Source organism: uncultured Ferrovibrio sp. (genome assembly GCF_937960835.1).
Classification (GTDB): Bacteria; Pseudomonadota; Alphaproteobacteria; order Ferrovibrionales; family Ferrovibrionaceae; genus Ferrovibrio.
This window is the reverse complement of record NZ_CALGPC010000001.1, coordinates 162,092-176,279: the sequence shown is the minus strand read 5'-3', so window position 1 is coordinate 176,279 and position 14,188 is coordinate 162,092. Positions and strand designations below refer to the sequence as shown.

The following is a 14,188-nucleotide window of genomic DNA, read 5'->3' as shown; positions in this document are numbered from 1 at the left end:
GGGGGGGGGGGGGGGCTTGTACGACCCGAGCTGATTCTGTGGGCTTCGTCGCAGGAGTACCCACGCTATTTGCAAGAGCCGCTTTCAACTTATTGGCCATTTAAGTGCCTCCGGTAAGTTTGTTGTAGTGGTATACCGTTATATCAATATACCACTATACAAATCCTTGTTGGGCGAGCCAGTTGAAGAAAGGCCTTGGTTTCAGACGCGGCCTTGCTGTCAGGATCAGCTTCGGGAGCCGTCTTCCCCTCAATACTTCCTCCATGGCGGTGGCGTGAATCACACGCGCCGGCAGTGCCACAGGAGAAACAGGAACGTCGTAGACCGTCAGCGCATCGCGGGCGTCGGCTAATTTGGCCCCTGGCGCACCCTGACAGAGCAATATAGCTGTCGAGTGCGGTTTCCTGGATGGAACAGCAGGAAATTAGCGGCGCGCCGGCCGACGACACTGAGGCCAGGCGCCAACGGCAGATCATTGAAGCCGAGAGGGCCAATGGATCTCTGTATCACCTGTTCTACCATGCAGATCTTTGTGAATCTGCTCACCGCCACTAAGGCCAGGTGTCTACGGATATCTCGCCTATTTCGGCTTGTAGCATTCTGGGAGGCATAGTCAAAGCGTGACAGAAATGGCTATTTCGGACAGTTGCGCTCATTCATGACAGAGAAGGGGAGTTAGATGCGGATCATTGGCTTTTGTTTCGCCATTCTACTGGTTGCTGGTACGGCAACCGCGAAAGATTCTCGGCAGGCGACGTGCGAAGGCCTGAAAGCCCAGCTAGACAAGATGGTCGACCAGATGGCGACGAATCTGAGCAGAAAAAGGGAGCGGCAGGCTGTCATTACAACGCTGGAGCTGGCGCCGGTTCTGACGACGCTGCGCGAACTTGGCTGCCCCTACAGCGGGAAGTGATTTCCCAGTTGAACAGCCGGCCGACCGGCTGCTCAGTCGATAGTAGCTCCACACTCGGCGGACCACATGGGATTGGCTCAAAAATACGATCAGTTGAAGGCGCGTGTTGCAGAGCTGGAGCGCGAGAATGCCAGCTTGGCTGAACAGATGAACGAGCTGCGTTTCGAGAACGCGGATCTGTTCGTCCGGCGGGAAGGGCTGAAATTCCTTTGCAAGCAGTTGATGCGTGAAGCATGGAAATGCCCAGCCGTCGATCGGCGCACGCTCGATCGACCTGGCGGCATCTACGCGGCCTAGCTGCGGAAATACAGCACCAGGAAATGCTTCGGGCGGGATATGAGCCGGTCGATTCGGACGATGATCCCGGCGTAGCTGGGCCGACGATAGAGCCACACACTCCCCAACCTCTACACGATCCTGCCGGCAGGTTGGCTGCGCTTGAACCGCCGTCCGTACAGAAATGTCATGCTCGGACTTGGTCCGAGCATCCACGAGTTTTTTTCAATAAATGAAAACTCATGGATGCCACGGCCAAGCCGTGGCATGACGGCCGCGGGTTTTTGACCCTCGCCACGGATCAATCGCCGCGCCTCCTGCGTTTCTGCTGCCGATAGCAGAAGGGAGGCCCTCATGCAGTTCCATCGCGGCCGGCTGGTCGATCACATCCACCTCATCGTGCCCGATCTGGCGCCGATGAAGCGGTTCTATGCCGCCATCCTGAATGCGCTGGGTATTGGAATTTCCGGCGAAGGTCCGGGCTACTTCTTCACTGACGAGCTTTACGTCTCCGAACCGCGCCTGCCGGACGAGCTTCCGACCGGGCGGCATCACATCGCCTTCCAGGCTCTTGACCGCGACATGGTCGACCGCTTCTACGATGCTGGCCTTGCAGCCGGCGGCCGCAGCCATGGCGAGCCGGGTTTCCGCAAGCAATATCATCCTGGCTATTACGCCGCGTTTCTGATCGATCCGGTCGGCAACAATATCGAGGCGGTCTTTCACGGCCTGGCGATGCGCTCGGCGCCGAGCGTGGTCATCGTGCCGCATGCCGCAGCCGCGCCAGCAGGATGATTTGATCGTTGATCGCAGCGTTGCATCGCGTCACCATGGGTTCCGCCCCGGACATAAGGAACCCCGCGATGTCGACGATGACCTCCGAAAGCGATCTGCGGCAATGCTATGGCCAGCCGAGCGAACTGGTGCAGAAGAAGATCCTGCCCAAGCTGGACAAGCATGCCAAGGCCTTCATCGCACTGTCGCCGTTCCTTACGCTGGCCACGCGTGGGCCGGATGGCGCCGATTGTTCGCCGCGCGGCGATGCGCCGGGCTTCGTGGCGGTTATCGACGATCACACCCTGCTGCTGCCGGACCGGCGCGGCAACAACCTGATCGACAGCCTGCGCAACATTGTGCACGACCCGTCGGTGGGGCTGCTGTTCCTGGTGCCGGGCATCAATGAAAGCCTGCGGGTGAACGGCACGGCGAAGATCGTCACCGATCCCGCGCGCCTCGCGCCCTTCGCCGTGCATGGGCGCGTGCCGGCGTCAGCTTTGGAGATCAGCGTGCGCGAGGTGTTTTTCCATTGCGGCAAGGCGCTGATCCGCTCGGATCTGTGGAATCCGGCCAGGCATATCGAGCGCAGCAGCTTTCCGACGCTTGGCCGGATCATCGCCGATCAGATCTCAGGCCTCGAAGCCGAGCAAACCGACGCCTATCTGCAGGACAGTTACAAGAACCGGCTCTACTAGCCGGCAGCCGGCGCGCTTTTCGCCGGGCCCAGCCAGTCTGGCGTCTCGCCGCGGCTGAAGCGGATGCCCATCAATAACGACTGTGCGATGCGCTGCGCGCGGTCCTCGAACAGGGCAGCTGCTTCCGGCGGGCAGCGTTCCGCCACGGTCTGACGGAACAGCGTCAGCCAGTGATCGAAATGCGCGGCATCGAGGCCAGGCCCGAAACCCTGGTTTTCGTTGGCGGGCGGCGCGACCTCGATCTTGATATGCGCCGGCATCGGCCGGCCTTCATAGCGGCCGGTCATCAGCAGCACCGATGACCAGAAATCGCACATCTTGGCCAGATGCTGATCCCAGTTGTCGCCGATCACGCGATTGAAGATCGGTCCCAGCAGGGCATCGGCGCGGATGCGGCCATAGAAGCTGTGCACCACGTCGCGCACCATGTCTTCGGTAATGCCGACGGCGGCGCCTGGCGCCAGGGCTGCGCGGCGGGCCTGGCGCTCGGCATAGGTGCTGTCCGGCGTGTCGTGGTCATGATCCATGGCCCTTATCTAGGGCAGGCGGCGGCGCAGCGCGAGGCGGCGCAAGGTCGCATCACGGCGCTTTTTTGCGCCAGCGCAAAATTCAGTCGAAGATTTCGTGCGGATAGAGGCCCCAGAGATGGGCGCGCGGCATCCAGCCCTTGGTTCCGGCAATCTCCACCTGGCACCAGGAGAGGTTCGGGCATTTGCGCAGGCGCGCCTGCACGCCGGGTTCGGCGGTCAGCAGCACATCGGCATCCTGATCCGGCTTGCTGTAGAGTGACCGCACCGTGCCGTCGACCAGCGCATAGCGCTTGCCTGAGGTCAGGTTCTTGTGCACCCAGACTTCGGTGCCGTCGTAATCGCGCACCCGCCGCCAGTATTCGTATTCGGCGATCACCTCGACCGGCAGGCCGCGGCGCTGATACTGCCAGGCGATGGGATACCGCGAGCCGGGGCCGGTGCGGGCATTGACCTTGTCGGCGGCGAGACTGACGAAACGCGGCACCGGAAGGCCGGAATCCGAACCTTTTTCCGGCACCGGCTGCTTGGGAACAGACGCAGCATCGGGCGCTTTCGGCGCGGCCTCCGCGGCCCAGCCAGCAACCGGCGCCACGCTTACGGCAAGCAGAAGCAACAGGGCAAAACGCGTCAGCATGAAGGCCGGACTACAGCAAACTCGGTAAGGATCGGTTAAGACAGGCGAATCGACTGTCTCGGGCGGATCGTAGCAGCGGGCCGCATGGCTGCAAGCCGGTCGGCGCGGCAATGTCCGGCGGCTGCTATTCGCGATCGATCAGATGCAGATAACTGCCGAAAACTGAGCCTGCGCGCGCGCCGATCAAGCCAAGCTCGTTCATCTCGGCGTCAGCGGCCTGAAACAGCGGCTCGGCCGCGCCGCGCGCGATTTCGGTGGTGTAGTGGAATTCATGGCCGCGGAAGCGGCTGCCGCGCGACCCCAGCGGCGTATCCGTCAGGGCGGTGATGCGGCGATAGCCAAGATGACGCTGGCGCTGCGCAAAGCTGGTCGCAATCGGCAGCAGGCCCGCCATCGCATGGGTCCTGCCCTCGCTGTCGGTCAGCCCTTCGCCCAGCAGGATGTAGCCGCCGCATTCGCCATAGATCGCCGCACCGCGCGCGGCCGCACCGCGCAGGCCCTGCATCAGCGCGGTATTTGCGGCCAGCCTGCCGGCATGCAGTTCGGGATAGCCGCCGGGCAGGAAGATGGCATCGGCATCCGCCGCCGGCGCTTCGTTGCTGAGCGGCGAGAAGAGCGACAGCTCTGCGCCCTGCAGCCGCCAGCCCTCCAGAAGATGCGGATAGGCAAAGGCAAAGGCGTCATCACCGGCGACCGCGATGCGCTGCCCCAGCGGCGGCACCGGCCGCAGCGGTGTTTTACGCAGCGACACCGGCTGCAGCACTGCATCCAGCGCGTTGCGGTCGAGATAGCGGTGCAGCCAGTCGGCGGCGCGGTCGAGGAAATAATCCAGCCCGTCGCGTTCCTGCGCCTGGACCAGGCCCAGATGGCGGCTCGGCAGGGTCAGGTCGCCTTCCGGCGGCAGGGCGGCGAGCACCGGCAGTTGCAGCGGCGCCAGCGCATTGCGCAAAAGCTGTTCATGCCGCTCGGACGCGACGCGGTTGAGGATCAGCCCGGCAATGCTGACATCGCTGCGGAAACTGCGGAAACCATGGGTCAGCGCCGCCACCGACTGGCTTTGCCGCGCGGCATCGATCACCAGCACGACCGGCAGGTTCAGCATGGCGGCGAGATCGGCGGTCGAGCCCTCGCCATTGGCGGCGCCGTCGAACAGCCCCATCACGCCTTCGACGATCACCAGTTCGGCATCGCGGGCGCCGAAGGCCATCACGCCGTCGATGGTGTCGCGGCGCATCGCAAAGACATCGAGATTGCAGCAGGGCCGCCCGGCGCTGGCGGCGCGATGAAACGCGCCGTCGATGTAATCCGGCCCGGTCTTGAACGGCGCCACGGCGCGGCCTTCGCGGGCCAGCAGCCTGATCAGCGCCAGCGTCACGGTGGTCTTGCCGCTGCCCGATGCCGGCGCGGCGACGATCAGGCCGCGGGTTACGTGCTGGCCGGGCATGCTGGCGCCGTTTTCGCTTGCAGATCGCTGCTGCCGAAGATCTCGTGGAGCGCCACCACCTCGCCGACGACGAACAGCGCCGGCGGTTCAATGGCGGCTTCGCGGGCGTCTTCGACGGCACGGCCAAGGGTTGTCGTCAGCACACGCATGTTGGGCAGGGTTGCATGCGAGACCAGCGCCGCCGGCCGCTCGGCGCTCAACCCGGCATGGCGCAGCTTGGCAACCAGAAGATCGAGATGCTTGATCGCCATGTAGATCACCAGCACGGGCGACGCGCGCACCATGGCTTCCCAGTCCAGGCTTTCCGGTACCTCGCCGCTGGCGTTGTGGCCGGTCAGAAACGTGACGCAGGAATTGGTGTCGCGATGGGTCAGCGGAATGCCGGCATAGGCCAGGCCACCGATGCCGGCGGAAATGCCGGGAATGACGCGAAAGGGAATGCCGGCCTCGCGCAGGCTGAGCGCTTCTTCGGCGCCGCGCCCGAAGACGAAAGGATCGCCGCCTTTAAGCCGCAGCACGCGCTTGCCCTGCTGCGCCAGCTCGATCAGCCGCAAGGTGATGTCGCGCTGCCTGGGCGATGGCTTGCCGCCGCGCTTGCCGGCATATTCCAGCACCGCGCGGGGCGGTGCGCAGCGCAGGATGTCTTCGCCGACCAAAGCATCGTAGATCACCACATCGGCCTGGTTCAGCGCATTGACGGCATGCAAGGTCAACAGCCCCGGATCGCCGGGGCCGGCGCCCACCAGCCACACCCAGCCAGGCTGGAACTGCGGCATGTCAAGCGATGGCAGTTGCATTGCGGCAAGGTACACCGGGGCGTCGGGCGTGTATACTTCCGCCATGTCGGAAACGCCTGAGGACATGACAGCGCCGCGCACGGGCCTGCGTCGGGGATGGACCACCGGCGCCTGCGCCACTGCGGCAACGCGCGCGGCTTATCATGCGCTGCTCACCGGCGAATTTCTCGATCCCGTCAGCATCACCTTGCCGAAGGGCGAAACACCCAGCTTTGCCCTGGCGATGGAACGGCGCGGCGAAGACTGGGCCGAGGCCGGGATTGTGAAGGATGCGGGCGACGATCCCGATGTTACCCATCAGGCGTTGATCATCAGCCGCGTGCGCCGCGCGCAGCCGGGGAGCGGCATTCTGTTCAAAGCGGGCAAGGGCGTCGGCACGATCACGCGCGCCGGGCTGCCATTGCCGCCGGGCGAGCCTGCGATCAATCCGGTGCCGCGCCAGATGATGCAGGCGGTGATCCGCGATCTGGCCGCACAGCATCGCGATGGCGGCGATGTCGAGATCGAGATCAGCGTGCCGGGGGGCGAGGACCTGGCGCGGCGGACCTGGAATCCGCGGCTTGGCATCGTCGGTGGTCTGAGCATTCTTGGCACCACCGGCATCGTCGTGCCGTTTTCCTGCTCGGCCTGGATCCATTCGATCCATCGCGGCGTTGATGTGGCGCGCTCGGCCGGCCTTGTCCATGTCGCCGGCTGCACCGGCTCGACCTCGGAAGCAGCCGTGCAGCAGCTTTACAGCCTGCCGGATATTGCGCTGCTCGATATGGGCGATTTCGCTGGCGCCTTGCTGAAATACCTGCGGCAGCATCCCTTGCCGCGGCTGACCATCGGCGGCGGCTTCGCCAAGCTGGTGAAACTCGCCCAGGGGCAGATGGATCTGCATTCCGGCCGCAGCCAGGTGGACAAGGACAGTCTGGCCGCCTGGCTGGGCGAACTCGGCGCGCCTGAATCCATGGTCGCCCAGGCGCGGACGGCCAATACGGCGCTGGAAGTGCTCAGCCTCGCGCAAGAGGCCGGGCTGGCCTTAAGCGATCTTGTCGCCGCCAAGGCCTGTGCCGCCGCGCGGAGCATTGTTGCACCGGCAAAAATCGAAATTGATGTGGTCGCCGTCGACCGCGCGGGCCATATCGTAGGCCGCAGCGACGGGAACAAGCATGCCTAGGAAACGCAAACTCCTGCTGCTGGGCGGCACGGGCGAAGCCCTGCGCCTAGCGCGGGAATTGGAAGGCAATAGCCGCGTCCATTGCATCTCGTCCCTGGCTGGGCGCACCGAAGAGCCGGTGCGGCCGCCGGGCGAAGTGCGTATCGGCGGCTTTGGCGGCGTTCCGGGCCTGACCACCTATCTGATGAACGAGGCGATCGAGATGGTGCTGGATGCGACGCATCCTTTCGCTTCGCAGATCGCGCGCAATGCGCATGACGCCTGCCTCAAGCTTGGCATCCCCCGCGCCAAGCTGGTGCGGCCGCCCTGGTCGCCCTCGCCTGGCGACCGCTGGACCATCATGCCCAGCATTTCGGCGGCGGCCACATTCCTGCGCTTCCATCCGGCGCGGCGCATTTTTCTCACGCTCGGGCGGCAGGAGCTTGGGCCTTTCGTGCCGCTGGGCGAGGAGGGCGAGCGCAATGGCTCGGCGCGCTGGTTCCTTACCCGCATGATCGATCCGCCCGGCGACGGCATTCGGCTGCCGCGCGGCGAAATCGTGCTGGGGCGCGGGCCGTTCCAGCCCGAGGAGGAAAAGGCGCTGATGCAGAAGCACCAGATCGACATGCTGGTGACCAAGAATTCCGGCGGCGCGGCCGGCAAGATTGCGGCGGCAGCCGAACTTCACCTGCCGGTGCTGATGATCGACCGCCCGCCCTTGCCGCCCGGGGAAATCCTGGATTCGGTCGGCGCCGCGCTGGCCTGGATCAATATCTACGCGGTATAGCGCCAGTTAACTTGCCGCCTTTGTCTTTTTCTTCCGGCTTGGCCGCAGCACATGAACGTGCTGGGGATCGTAAAGGGCGCTGCCGCGGAACTCCGCATCCTCCGCCAGCACATGGCCCACCAGGATCAGCGCCGTGCGCGTGATCTTCGCCGCCCGCACTTTGGCCGCGATGTCCTTTAAGCTGCCGCGGATGATCTGCTGATCCGGCCAGGTGGCGCGCACCACGATGGCGACCGGACAATCCGCGCCGTAATGCGGCGTCAGCGCCTCCACCACATGGCGCATGTTGCGGATCGAGAGATGAATGGCAAGCGTCGCGCCGGTGCGGGCGAAATTCTCCAGCGTCTCGCCCGGCGGCATGTCGGAGGATTTCATCGCCGTGCGGGTCAGCACCACGCTCTGCGCGATCTCAGGCAAGGTGAGTTCCGTCTGCAGCGCGGCGGCGGCGGCGGCAAAAGCCGGCACACCCGGCGTAATCGTGTAAGGGATGCCGCGCTGCTTCAGGCGACGGATCTGCTCGGCAATGGCGCCATAGAGCGACGGATCGCCCGAATGCACCCGCGCGACATCCTCACCCTTGGCATACGCCGCCTCGATTTCGGCCATGATCTCGTCGAGGTTCAAGGGCGCGGTGTCGATCACCCGGGCATCTTGTGGCGCCAGCGCCACCACCTCTTTCGGCACCAGCGAGCCGGCATAAAGGCAGACCGGGCTGCGTCTGATGAGCTCCGCGCCGCGCAGGGTGATCAGGTCGGGCGCGCCCGGTCCGGCGCCGATGAAATGAACGGTCATTGTCTTTTCTTGTCGTAGCCGCGCGGCGTGTAGACGAAGCGCCGGCCGTCCTGCAGTTCGATGGCGCGGCTGGCGCCGCTGCCGACCAGCACCACGGTCAGCATGTCGACTTTTTCGACATCCAGCTCGCCCAGCGTGGTCAGCGTAATCCGCTCGCCTTCGCGGCCCAGATTGCGTGCCAGCACCACCGGCGTCTCGGCCGCGCGATGCTGCAGCAGGATGTCTTTCGCCATGGCAAGCTGCGTGCGCCGCCGCTGCGATACCGGATTGTAGAAGGCTATGACGAAATCCGCTTCCGCCGCGCTTTTCACCCGCTGCAGGATCGTCTCGATTGGCGTGAGCAGATCGGACAGCGAGATGGTGCAGAAATCATGGCCCAGCGGCGCGCCAGACCGCGCCGCCGCGGCCTGCATGGCGGACAGTCCGGGCATCACCTGCACGGCAACGCGCTGCCAGTCCTTGCGCGCGGGCTCTGCCTCCAGCAGTTCGAAGACCAGCGTCGCCATCGCATAGATGCCGGGATCGCCCGAGCAGACCAGCGCCACCCGCTTTCCCTGCGCCGCCAGGTCGAGGGCTGCGCGCACGCGGACTTCCTCCTCGCCGAGATCGTAGCGATGCAGCGTCTTCTCGACCGCCAGTTCCGGATAGAGATCGAGATAAAGGCCATAGCCGACCCAGTCGGTCGCCTCCGACAGCGCAATCCGCACCTCCGGCGTCAGCCAGGCTGAATCGCCCGGACCCGTGCCGACGACATGCAGTTCGCCGCGTGCCACGCCCCGCAATGCGCCGTCAAAAGGCGCGGGCGCCAGCGCGATGGCGCAGGTGGCGCGCTGGGATTTCACCTTCGGCACGATCAGTTCAGCCGCTTCGCCTGCTGCCGCCAGCGCCGCGCCTTCAGATACGCCATGGCAGCCGACTTCGGCAAAGACAGTCGCGGACGGATTTTTCAGCCGCGGTGTTTCACGCTCCAAGGTCGCCGCATCGAAGAAACGGATAGGCACGTCGAGCCACCGCGCCAGTTCATGCATGGCGGCTTCGTCGGCCTTCAGATCGAGCGAATAGATGCCGGCAATCGCTTCCCGCGCCAGGCCATGCTCGTCCATGGTCGATTGCACCAGCCGGATCAGTTCCACCGGCGAGGTGCCGCGCTCGCAGCCGATGCCGATGCTGAGAACGCGCGGATGATAGACGAGCTTCGTTTCGCCGCCGTCTTCCGCCTGATGCGTCACGGCGATGGTCAGCGCAGCATTCTCCTGATCGACGGGCAGATTGCTTAGCTTAAGCCAGGGTGCTTGGCCTTCGATGCGCAGCTTTTCGCCGCGCAGCAACGCCGCCATGAAGGGCTTTGCATCTTCGGGATTGGCCAATTCATAGCCTTCCGGCGGCTCGTCCAGGCCAAGGCCGAAAGCCAGATCGCCCGCTGTGGTGATCGCCGCCTGTCCCTGCAGAACATGGGCAATGCGCCGCGCCAGCAGATTGGCGCCGTGATGCCCGCCCAGCAGCGGCACAACGCTCGATCCGTCTGAAGCAACGGCAATCACCGGCGGCTCGCTGTGCTTGTCGCGCAGATGCGGCGCTACCGCGCGGATCAGGATGCCGGCTGCGCAGATGCCGATTACGGGACGGCCATCGGCAAACAGCCGCGCGATGGTCACGGCCGCTTTGCCAACCGGCAGGGTATGCGGCAGGGCCACGTCGTCGGGCGCATAGACTTCCCAGGCAGGGAAGGCGGCCATCAGCAACTGCGCGGCGGGCCTAGCCTGCGGCGTCAGCAGGATGAGGGCTGGTTTGCCGCTCATATGCCCTTCTCCATGAAATGGGCCTCGCCCTTCTTGTGGATCAGGATCATGGCAAAATAGGGGATGCTGGCGGGATCGATCTCGGCAAGCGGCAGAACGCGCTGCGCCGCCATGGTGGCGCGTTCGATATATTGTGCGCGCGATGCCAGCCCCAGCCGCTGCAGCAGCGCAACGATGCGCGGCCCGTGACGGCCAAGCTTCATGATCGCGGCGGCATCGGTCTGCTGCAGTTTTGCGGCGATCTCATCATCCGGCAGCGGCGCGGGAATAATGCTCAGCACATCGTTGCGCGCGGCCAGCGGATGCCCTGAAGCTGCGGCGCAGGCGGTCAGTGATGACACGCCCGGCACGACCTTTACCAAAAAGCGTTCGGCCAGGCGGCCGAACAGATACATGAACGAGCCGTAGAAAAACGGATCGCCCTCGCAGAGCACGGCTACATCGCGGCCTGCATTCAGATGCGCGCCCAGTTCTTCGGCCGCCTTGTCATAAACCGCCTGAGCCGGAAATCGCTCGACCGTCAGCGGCATGCGGATGGCGAGTTCGATCTGCCCGCCCGGCAGATGCGGGGCAACGATGCTGCGCGCGAGGCTGTCGCCTTCTTCCGGCGCCGGATAGGCCACCACCTGCGCCGCGCGCAACAGCCGCAGCGCTTTCACCGTGATCAGTTCGGGATCGCCGGGGCCGATCCCGAGGCCATAAAGCCTGCCGGTCATTCCTTGATTACGCTCCACTGCGTGACCGGCATCATGCCATGCCAGCCATGATAACGGCCGACGGGTTGGGCGCGCTGCACATTCAGCCGCACCAGATCGCCGCCATAGGCGCGCCGCGCCTGGCTGACGACTTCTTCGCCTTCCGTCGTGACGACATTGGCCACCAGCCGTCCGCCGGGCTTCAGCGCATCCCAGCAGCGCAGCACCATATCCTCGGCAAGAATGCCGCCGCCGATGAAAATCGCATCCGGCGCCGGCAGGCCATGGAGCGCGGCCGGCGCGACGCCGCTGCGGATGTCGAGCCCCGGCACGCCAAGCGCCGCCGCATTCTGCGCCATCATGGCGCGCCGGCCGTCATTCTGCTCGATCGCAATAGCGCGGTTGCGCGAATGACTGCGCATCCATTCGATGGCGATCGAGCCCGAGCCCGCGCCGATATCCCACAGCAGCTCGCCCGGAAAGGGCGCAAGGCGAGACAGCGTCACGGCCCGCACTTCACGCTTGGTAATCTGACCGTCATGCAGATAGAGATCGTCGTCCAGCCCGGGCAGGCGGCTGATGCCAGGGCCATCATGCAGTTGAACGGCGATGGTGTTCAGATCGGCGCAGTGCGCATGCGGCCAGGCATCGGCGCGGCCGCTGCGGATCGCCTGCTGCGGCCCGCCCAGATGTTCCAGCACGGTCACTTCTGCCGAACCAAAGCCGCGCTTGGCAAGATAGGCGGCAACCTGCGCTGGTGTTTCGCCATTCTCGCTCAGGATCAGCAGCCGCGCATTCGGATAGAGATAAAGCCCAAGCTGATCGAGCGGTCGGCCGTGCAGAGTAATGCATTCGACAGAATCAAGCGGCCAGAGCATCTGCGCCGCGGCCAGCGAAAACGCGCCGGGATGCGGCAGGATCAGCATGTCCTCAGGCGAGACATGGCGCGTCAAGGTCGCGCCGATGCCGCACCACATCGGATCGCCGCTCGCCAGCACCACCACGCGCCGGCCCTTATGCTCGCCGATCCGCTCCAGTGCGGACAGCAGAGGCTTGGGCCAGACGACGCGCTGCTGGCCTGGCTTTTCGGGCACCATCGCCAGATGGCGTTCGCCGCCGATCAGAAGTTCGGCTGTGTCGATCAGCGTACGCGCCGCCGGGCTTACGCCGTTCAGGCCATCCTCTCCAATGCCAATAACATTGAGCCATTTCATCGTGGCGGCTCCCAGCTTGCGAGTGCGTTGATCGCTGCGGCTGCGATGGCGCTGCCGCCGCGCCGGCCTTTCAGGGTCGCATAGGGCACGCCTTGCGCATCCTCGATCAGCGCCTGTTTCGATTCCGCCGCGCCGACGAAGCCGACGGGAAATCCTAGGATCGCTGCCGGTTTCGGTGCACCGTCATGCAGCAGCTCCAGCAGGCGGAACAGCGCGGTCGGCGCATTGCCGATCACCACCACCGCATTCTCCAGATGCGGCAGCCACAACTCGACGGCTGCGGCCGAACGGGTGATCTGCTTGCTTTTGCCGATCTCGCGCGCTTGTGGCGTATTGAGGAAGCTCAGCACCGGATTGCTTGCCGGCAAGCGCGAGCGGATCACGCCATAGGCGACCATGTCGACATCGCTCAGGATCGGCCTTCCGGCCTGCAGGGCGTCATGCACGGCGCGCGGCAGGTCCGGCGTCCAGACGAGATCGGGCAGGATGTCGGGCATGGCGCAGGCATGAATGAGCCGCAGCGCCAGCTCATCGATGCCCGGCGGCAGGGCCGAAAGATCGACCTCGCGCCGGATCATATCGAACGAAAGCCGGTAGATCGCGTCCGGATCGCGCAAGTAGTCGTAGTGCTTCATCCCGCTAACGTCTTCGGTCCCAGGGGATGATCGGCATGGGGATAGGGATGATGGCCGTGATTGTGGTCATGCCCATGATGATCATGGTGATGATCCTGGCCATGATGATGGTGATGGTGATGGCGGGTGCCGATCCCTTCCACATGATGATGATGGCTTGCCTGCGCAAGCCCAACCTCGTCCTCGAAGCCCAGCACCTGCGCCCGGTATTTGCACATCTGGCAGTTCATGTTGTTGCTGCCGTTAAGAATCTCCTGCAGGCGATCCTCGAGGACCTCCAGCACCAGCGGGTGATCGTTCAGGTAGTCCGCCTTGACGAATTCGATCTCCGGATGCTCGGTGGCGACCTTATCGGTATGCTCGTAGATGCGCTCGACCAGCACGCCGGTGAACAAAAAATACGGAAACACGATGACGCGCTTGTAGCCCAGCTTGGCGACATGGCGCAAAGACGGCGCCACCAGCGGGAAGGTCACGCCCGAATAGGCCGTCTCGCCCCAGCCGAAGCCGAAGCCCTCCCACAGCATTCGCATCACCTTGGCGATGTTGGAATTGGCATCCGGATCGGAAGTGCCGCGGCCGACCACGACCAGCGCCGTATCGTGCCGCGCCACATGCTCGCCGGCTGCATCGATCGCCTGCTGCACGCGGTCGCCGGCGGCACGCAGCATTTTCAGATCAATGCCAAGATCGCGGCCGTAAGCAATCGTCACATCCGCATGCTCAGCCTGATAGCGGTTCAGGACGCTCGGGATGTCGTTCTTGGCATGACCGGCCGCGAACAGCATGCCGGGCAGGGCGAGGATTCTGGTATTGCCCTTTGCCCGCAACGCATCCAGGCCGTCGCGGATGATCGGGGTGGCAAATTCCAGAAAGCCGTAATCGACATCGTATTGCGGCAGGCGCCGCTTCATATGCTCGGCGAGTGCCCGAAACTCCGCGACGGCGCGCTCGTCGCGGCTGCCATGGCCACACAGCATGATGCCGGTTTTCTCCAGCTTGAACGCGGCGCTCGCAGAAGCGGGGACGGCAAAGGCGGGATTGTGCAAGGTCTTCATG

General features: G+C 64.6%; 16 protein-coding genes. 6 read left to right on the top strand and 10 right to left on the bottom strand.

The window, feature by feature from the left end; all coding sequences use genetic code 11:
* Window positions 1-679 precede the first annotated feature (679 nt).
* The 4 genes from Q0603_RS00885 to Q0603_RS00870 all read left to right on the top strand — a co-directional run bounded on the left by Q0603_RS00885 (window position 680) and on the right by Q0603_RS00870 (window position 2,661).
* Entirely contained in the window at window positions 680-913 is a 234-nt protein-coding gene (locus tag Q0603_RS00885; protein WP_298720612.1) for a hypothetical protein, read from the top strand.
* Between the two features lie 66 nt (window positions 914-979).
* The gene (locus Q0603_RS00880; RefSeq protein WP_298720609.1) at window positions 980-1,210 is read left to right on the top strand and encodes a hypothetical protein; all 231 of its coding nucleotides are present in this window, start codon (window positions 980-982) and stop codon (window positions 1,208-1,210) included.
* A 333-nt stretch (window positions 1,211-1,543) separates the two neighbouring features.
* Window positions 1,544-1,984 carry a VOC family protein gene (locus Q0603_RS00875; RefSeq protein ID WP_298720606.1) on the top strand — a complete coding sequence of 147 codons (441 nt, stop codon included), beginning with the start codon at window positions 1,544-1,546 and terminating at the stop codon, window positions 1,982-1,984.
* A 68-nt stretch (window positions 1,985-2,052) separates the two neighbouring features.
* Window positions 2,053-2,661: a pyridoxamine 5'-phosphate oxidase family protein gene (locus tag Q0603_RS00870; RefSeq protein ID WP_298720603.1), complete on the top strand. Its 609-nt coding sequence runs from the start codon at window positions 2,053-2,055 to the stop codon at window positions 2,659-2,661.
* Here the strand turns inward: Q0603_RS00870 and Q0603_RS00865 are convergent.
* The 4 genes from Q0603_RS00865 to cobA all read right to left on the bottom strand — a co-directional run bounded on the left by Q0603_RS00865 (window position 2,658) and on the right by cobA (window position 6,111).
* Window positions 2,658-3,188: a group III truncated hemoglobin gene (locus Q0603_RS00865; protein WP_298720600.1), complete on the bottom strand. Its 531-nt coding sequence runs from the start codon at window positions 3,186-3,188 to the stop codon at window positions 2,658-2,660. The genes Q0603_RS00870 and Q0603_RS00865 overlap by 4 nt on opposite strands.
* Before the next feature lie 82 nt (window positions 3,189-3,270).
* Entirely contained in the window at window positions 3,271-3,825 is a 555-nt protein-coding gene (locus tag Q0603_RS00860; RefSeq protein WP_298720598.1) for an SH3 domain-containing protein, read from the bottom strand.
* Window positions 3,826-3,949: 124 nt separating this feature from the next.
* Window positions 3,950-5,269, bottom strand: a complete 1,320-nt coding sequence (locus Q0603_RS00855; protein WP_298720597.1) for a cobyrinate a,c-diamide synthase — start codon at window positions 5,267-5,269, stop codon at window positions 3,950-3,952.
* Window positions 5,251-6,111 (bottom strand): uroporphyrinogen-III C-methyltransferase, encoded by an 861-nt coding sequence (gene cobA / locus Q0603_RS00850; protein WP_298720594.1) that lies wholly within the window; start codon window positions 6,109-6,111, stop codon window positions 5,251-5,253. Before cobA ends, Q0603_RS00855 begins: the two co-directional genes overlap by 19 nt.
* Between cobA and Q0603_RS00845 the strand changes: the two genes are divergently transcribed.
* Together Q0603_RS00845 and Q0603_RS00840 are read left to right on the top strand one after the other, a co-directional pair.
* Window positions 6,110-7,228 (top strand): cobalt-precorrin-5B (C(1))-methyltransferase, encoded by a 1,119-nt coding sequence (locus Q0603_RS00845; protein WP_298720591.1) that lies wholly within the window; start codon window positions 6,110-6,112, stop codon window positions 7,226-7,228. The two genes, cobA and Q0603_RS00845, sit on opposite strands and share 2 nt — an antisense overlap.
* A complete protein-coding gene (locus Q0603_RS00840; RefSeq protein WP_298720588.1) occupies window positions 7,221-7,994 on the top strand; it encodes a cobalt-precorrin-6A reductase in 774 nt (257 codons plus the stop codon). Before Q0603_RS00845 ends, Q0603_RS00840 begins: the two co-directional genes overlap by 8 nt.
* 6 nt (window positions 7,995-8,000) lie before the next feature.
* On the opposite strand, the gene cobM is transcribed toward Q0603_RS00840, so the two are convergent.
* The 6 genes from cobM to Q0603_RS00810 are packed head-to-tail and all read right to left on the bottom strand — an operon-like array spanning window position 8,001 to window position 14,187.
* Entirely contained in the window at window positions 8,001-8,786 is a 786-nt protein-coding gene (gene cobM, locus Q0603_RS00835; protein ID WP_298720586.1) for a precorrin-4 C(11)-methyltransferase, read from the bottom strand.
* The gene (gene cobJ / locus Q0603_RS00830; RefSeq protein WP_298720584.1) at window positions 8,783-10,585 is read right to left on the bottom strand and encodes a precorrin-3B C(17)-methyltransferase; all 1,803 of its coding nucleotides are present in this window, start codon (window positions 10,583-10,585) and stop codon (window positions 8,783-8,785) included. Before cobJ ends, cobM begins: the two co-directional genes overlap by 4 nt.
* Complete coding sequence (locus Q0603_RS00825) at window positions 10,582-11,301, bottom strand: precorrin-2 C(20)-methyltransferase (RefSeq protein ID WP_298720582.1); 720 nt, start codon at window positions 11,299-11,301, stop codon at window positions 10,582-10,584. Before Q0603_RS00825 ends, cobJ begins: the two co-directional genes overlap by 4 nt.
* Entirely contained in the window at window positions 11,298-12,494 is a 1,197-nt protein-coding gene (gene cbiE, locus Q0603_RS00820; RefSeq protein ID WP_298720580.1) for a precorrin-6y C5,15-methyltransferase (decarboxylating) subunit CbiE, read from the bottom strand. Before cbiE ends, Q0603_RS00825 begins: the two co-directional genes overlap by 4 nt.
* The gene (locus tag Q0603_RS00815) at window positions 12,491-13,129 is read right to left on the bottom strand and encodes a precorrin-8X methylmutase (protein ID WP_298720578.1); all 639 of its coding nucleotides are present in this window, start codon (window positions 13,127-13,129) and stop codon (window positions 12,491-12,493) included. The genes cbiE and Q0603_RS00815 overlap by 4 nt, the downstream gene beginning before the upstream one ends.
* Window positions 13,126-14,187 (bottom strand): sirohydrochlorin chelatase, encoded by a 1,062-nt coding sequence (locus tag Q0603_RS00810; protein WP_366132431.1) that lies wholly within the window; start codon window positions 14,185-14,187, stop codon window positions 13,126-13,128. The genes Q0603_RS00815 and Q0603_RS00810 overlap by 4 nt, the downstream gene beginning before the upstream one ends.
* Window position 14,188 lies beyond the last annotated feature (1 nt).

Bases quoted from the DNA above. Each gene is read 5' to 3' on its own strand.
- Q0603_RS00885 (WP_298720612.1), top strand. From the start codon at position 680: ATGCGGATCATTGGCTTTTGTTTCGCCATTCTACTGGTTGCTGGTACG.
- Q0603_RS00880 (WP_298720609.1), top strand. From the start codon at position 980: ATGGGATTGGCTCAAAAATACGATCAGTTGAAGGCGCGTGTTGCAGAG.
- Q0603_RS00875 (WP_298720606.1), top strand. From the start codon at position 1,544: ATGCAGTTCCATCGCGGCCGGCTGGTCGATCACATCCACCTCATCGTG.
- Q0603_RS00870 (WP_298720603.1), top strand. From the start codon at position 2,053: ATGTCGACGATGACCTCCGAAAGCGATCTGCGGCAATGCTATGGCCAG.
- Q0603_RS00865 (WP_298720600.1), bottom strand. From the start codon at position 3,188: ATGGATCATGACCACGACACGCCGGACAGCACCTATGCCGAGCGCCAG.
- Q0603_RS00860 (WP_298720598.1), bottom strand. From the start codon at position 3,825: ATGCTGACGCGTTTTGCCCTGTTGCTTCTGCTTGCCGTAAGCGTGGCG.
- Q0603_RS00855 (WP_298720597.1), bottom strand. From the start codon at position 5,269: ATGCCCGGCCAGCACGTAACCCGCGGCCTGATCGTCGCCGCGCCGGCA.
- Q0603_RS00845 (WP_298720591.1), top strand. From the start codon at position 6,110: ATGTCGGAAACGCCTGAGGACATGACAGCGCCGCGCACGGGCCTGCGT.
- cobA (WP_298720594.1), bottom strand. From the start codon at position 6,111: ATGGCGGAAGTATACACGCCCGACGCCCCGGTGTACCTTGCCGCAATG.
- Q0603_RS00840 (WP_298720588.1), top strand. From the start codon at position 7,221: ATGCCTAGGAAACGCAAACTCCTGCTGCTGGGCGGCACGGGCGAAGCC.
- cobM (WP_298720586.1), bottom strand. From the start codon at position 8,786: ATGACCGTTCATTTCATCGGCGCCGGACCGGGCGCGCCCGACCTGATC.
- cobJ (WP_298720584.1), bottom strand. From the start codon at position 10,585: ATGAGCGGCAAACCAGCCCTCATCCTGCTGACGCCGCAGGCTAGGCCC.
- Q0603_RS00825 (WP_298720582.1), bottom strand. From the start codon at position 11,301: ATGACCGGCAGGCTTTATGGCCTCGGGATCGGCCCCGGCGATCCCGAA.
- cbiE (WP_298720580.1), bottom strand. From the start codon at position 12,494: ATGAAATGGCTCAATGTTATTGGCATTGGAGAGGATGGCCTGAACGGC.
- Q0603_RS00815 (WP_298720578.1), bottom strand. From the start codon at position 13,129: ATGAAGCACTACGACTACTTGCGCGATCCGGACGCGATCTACCGGCTT.
- Q0603_RS00810 (WP_366132431.1), bottom strand. From the start codon at position 14,187: ATGAAGACCTTGCACAATCCCGCCTTTGCCGTCCCCGCTTCTGCGAGC.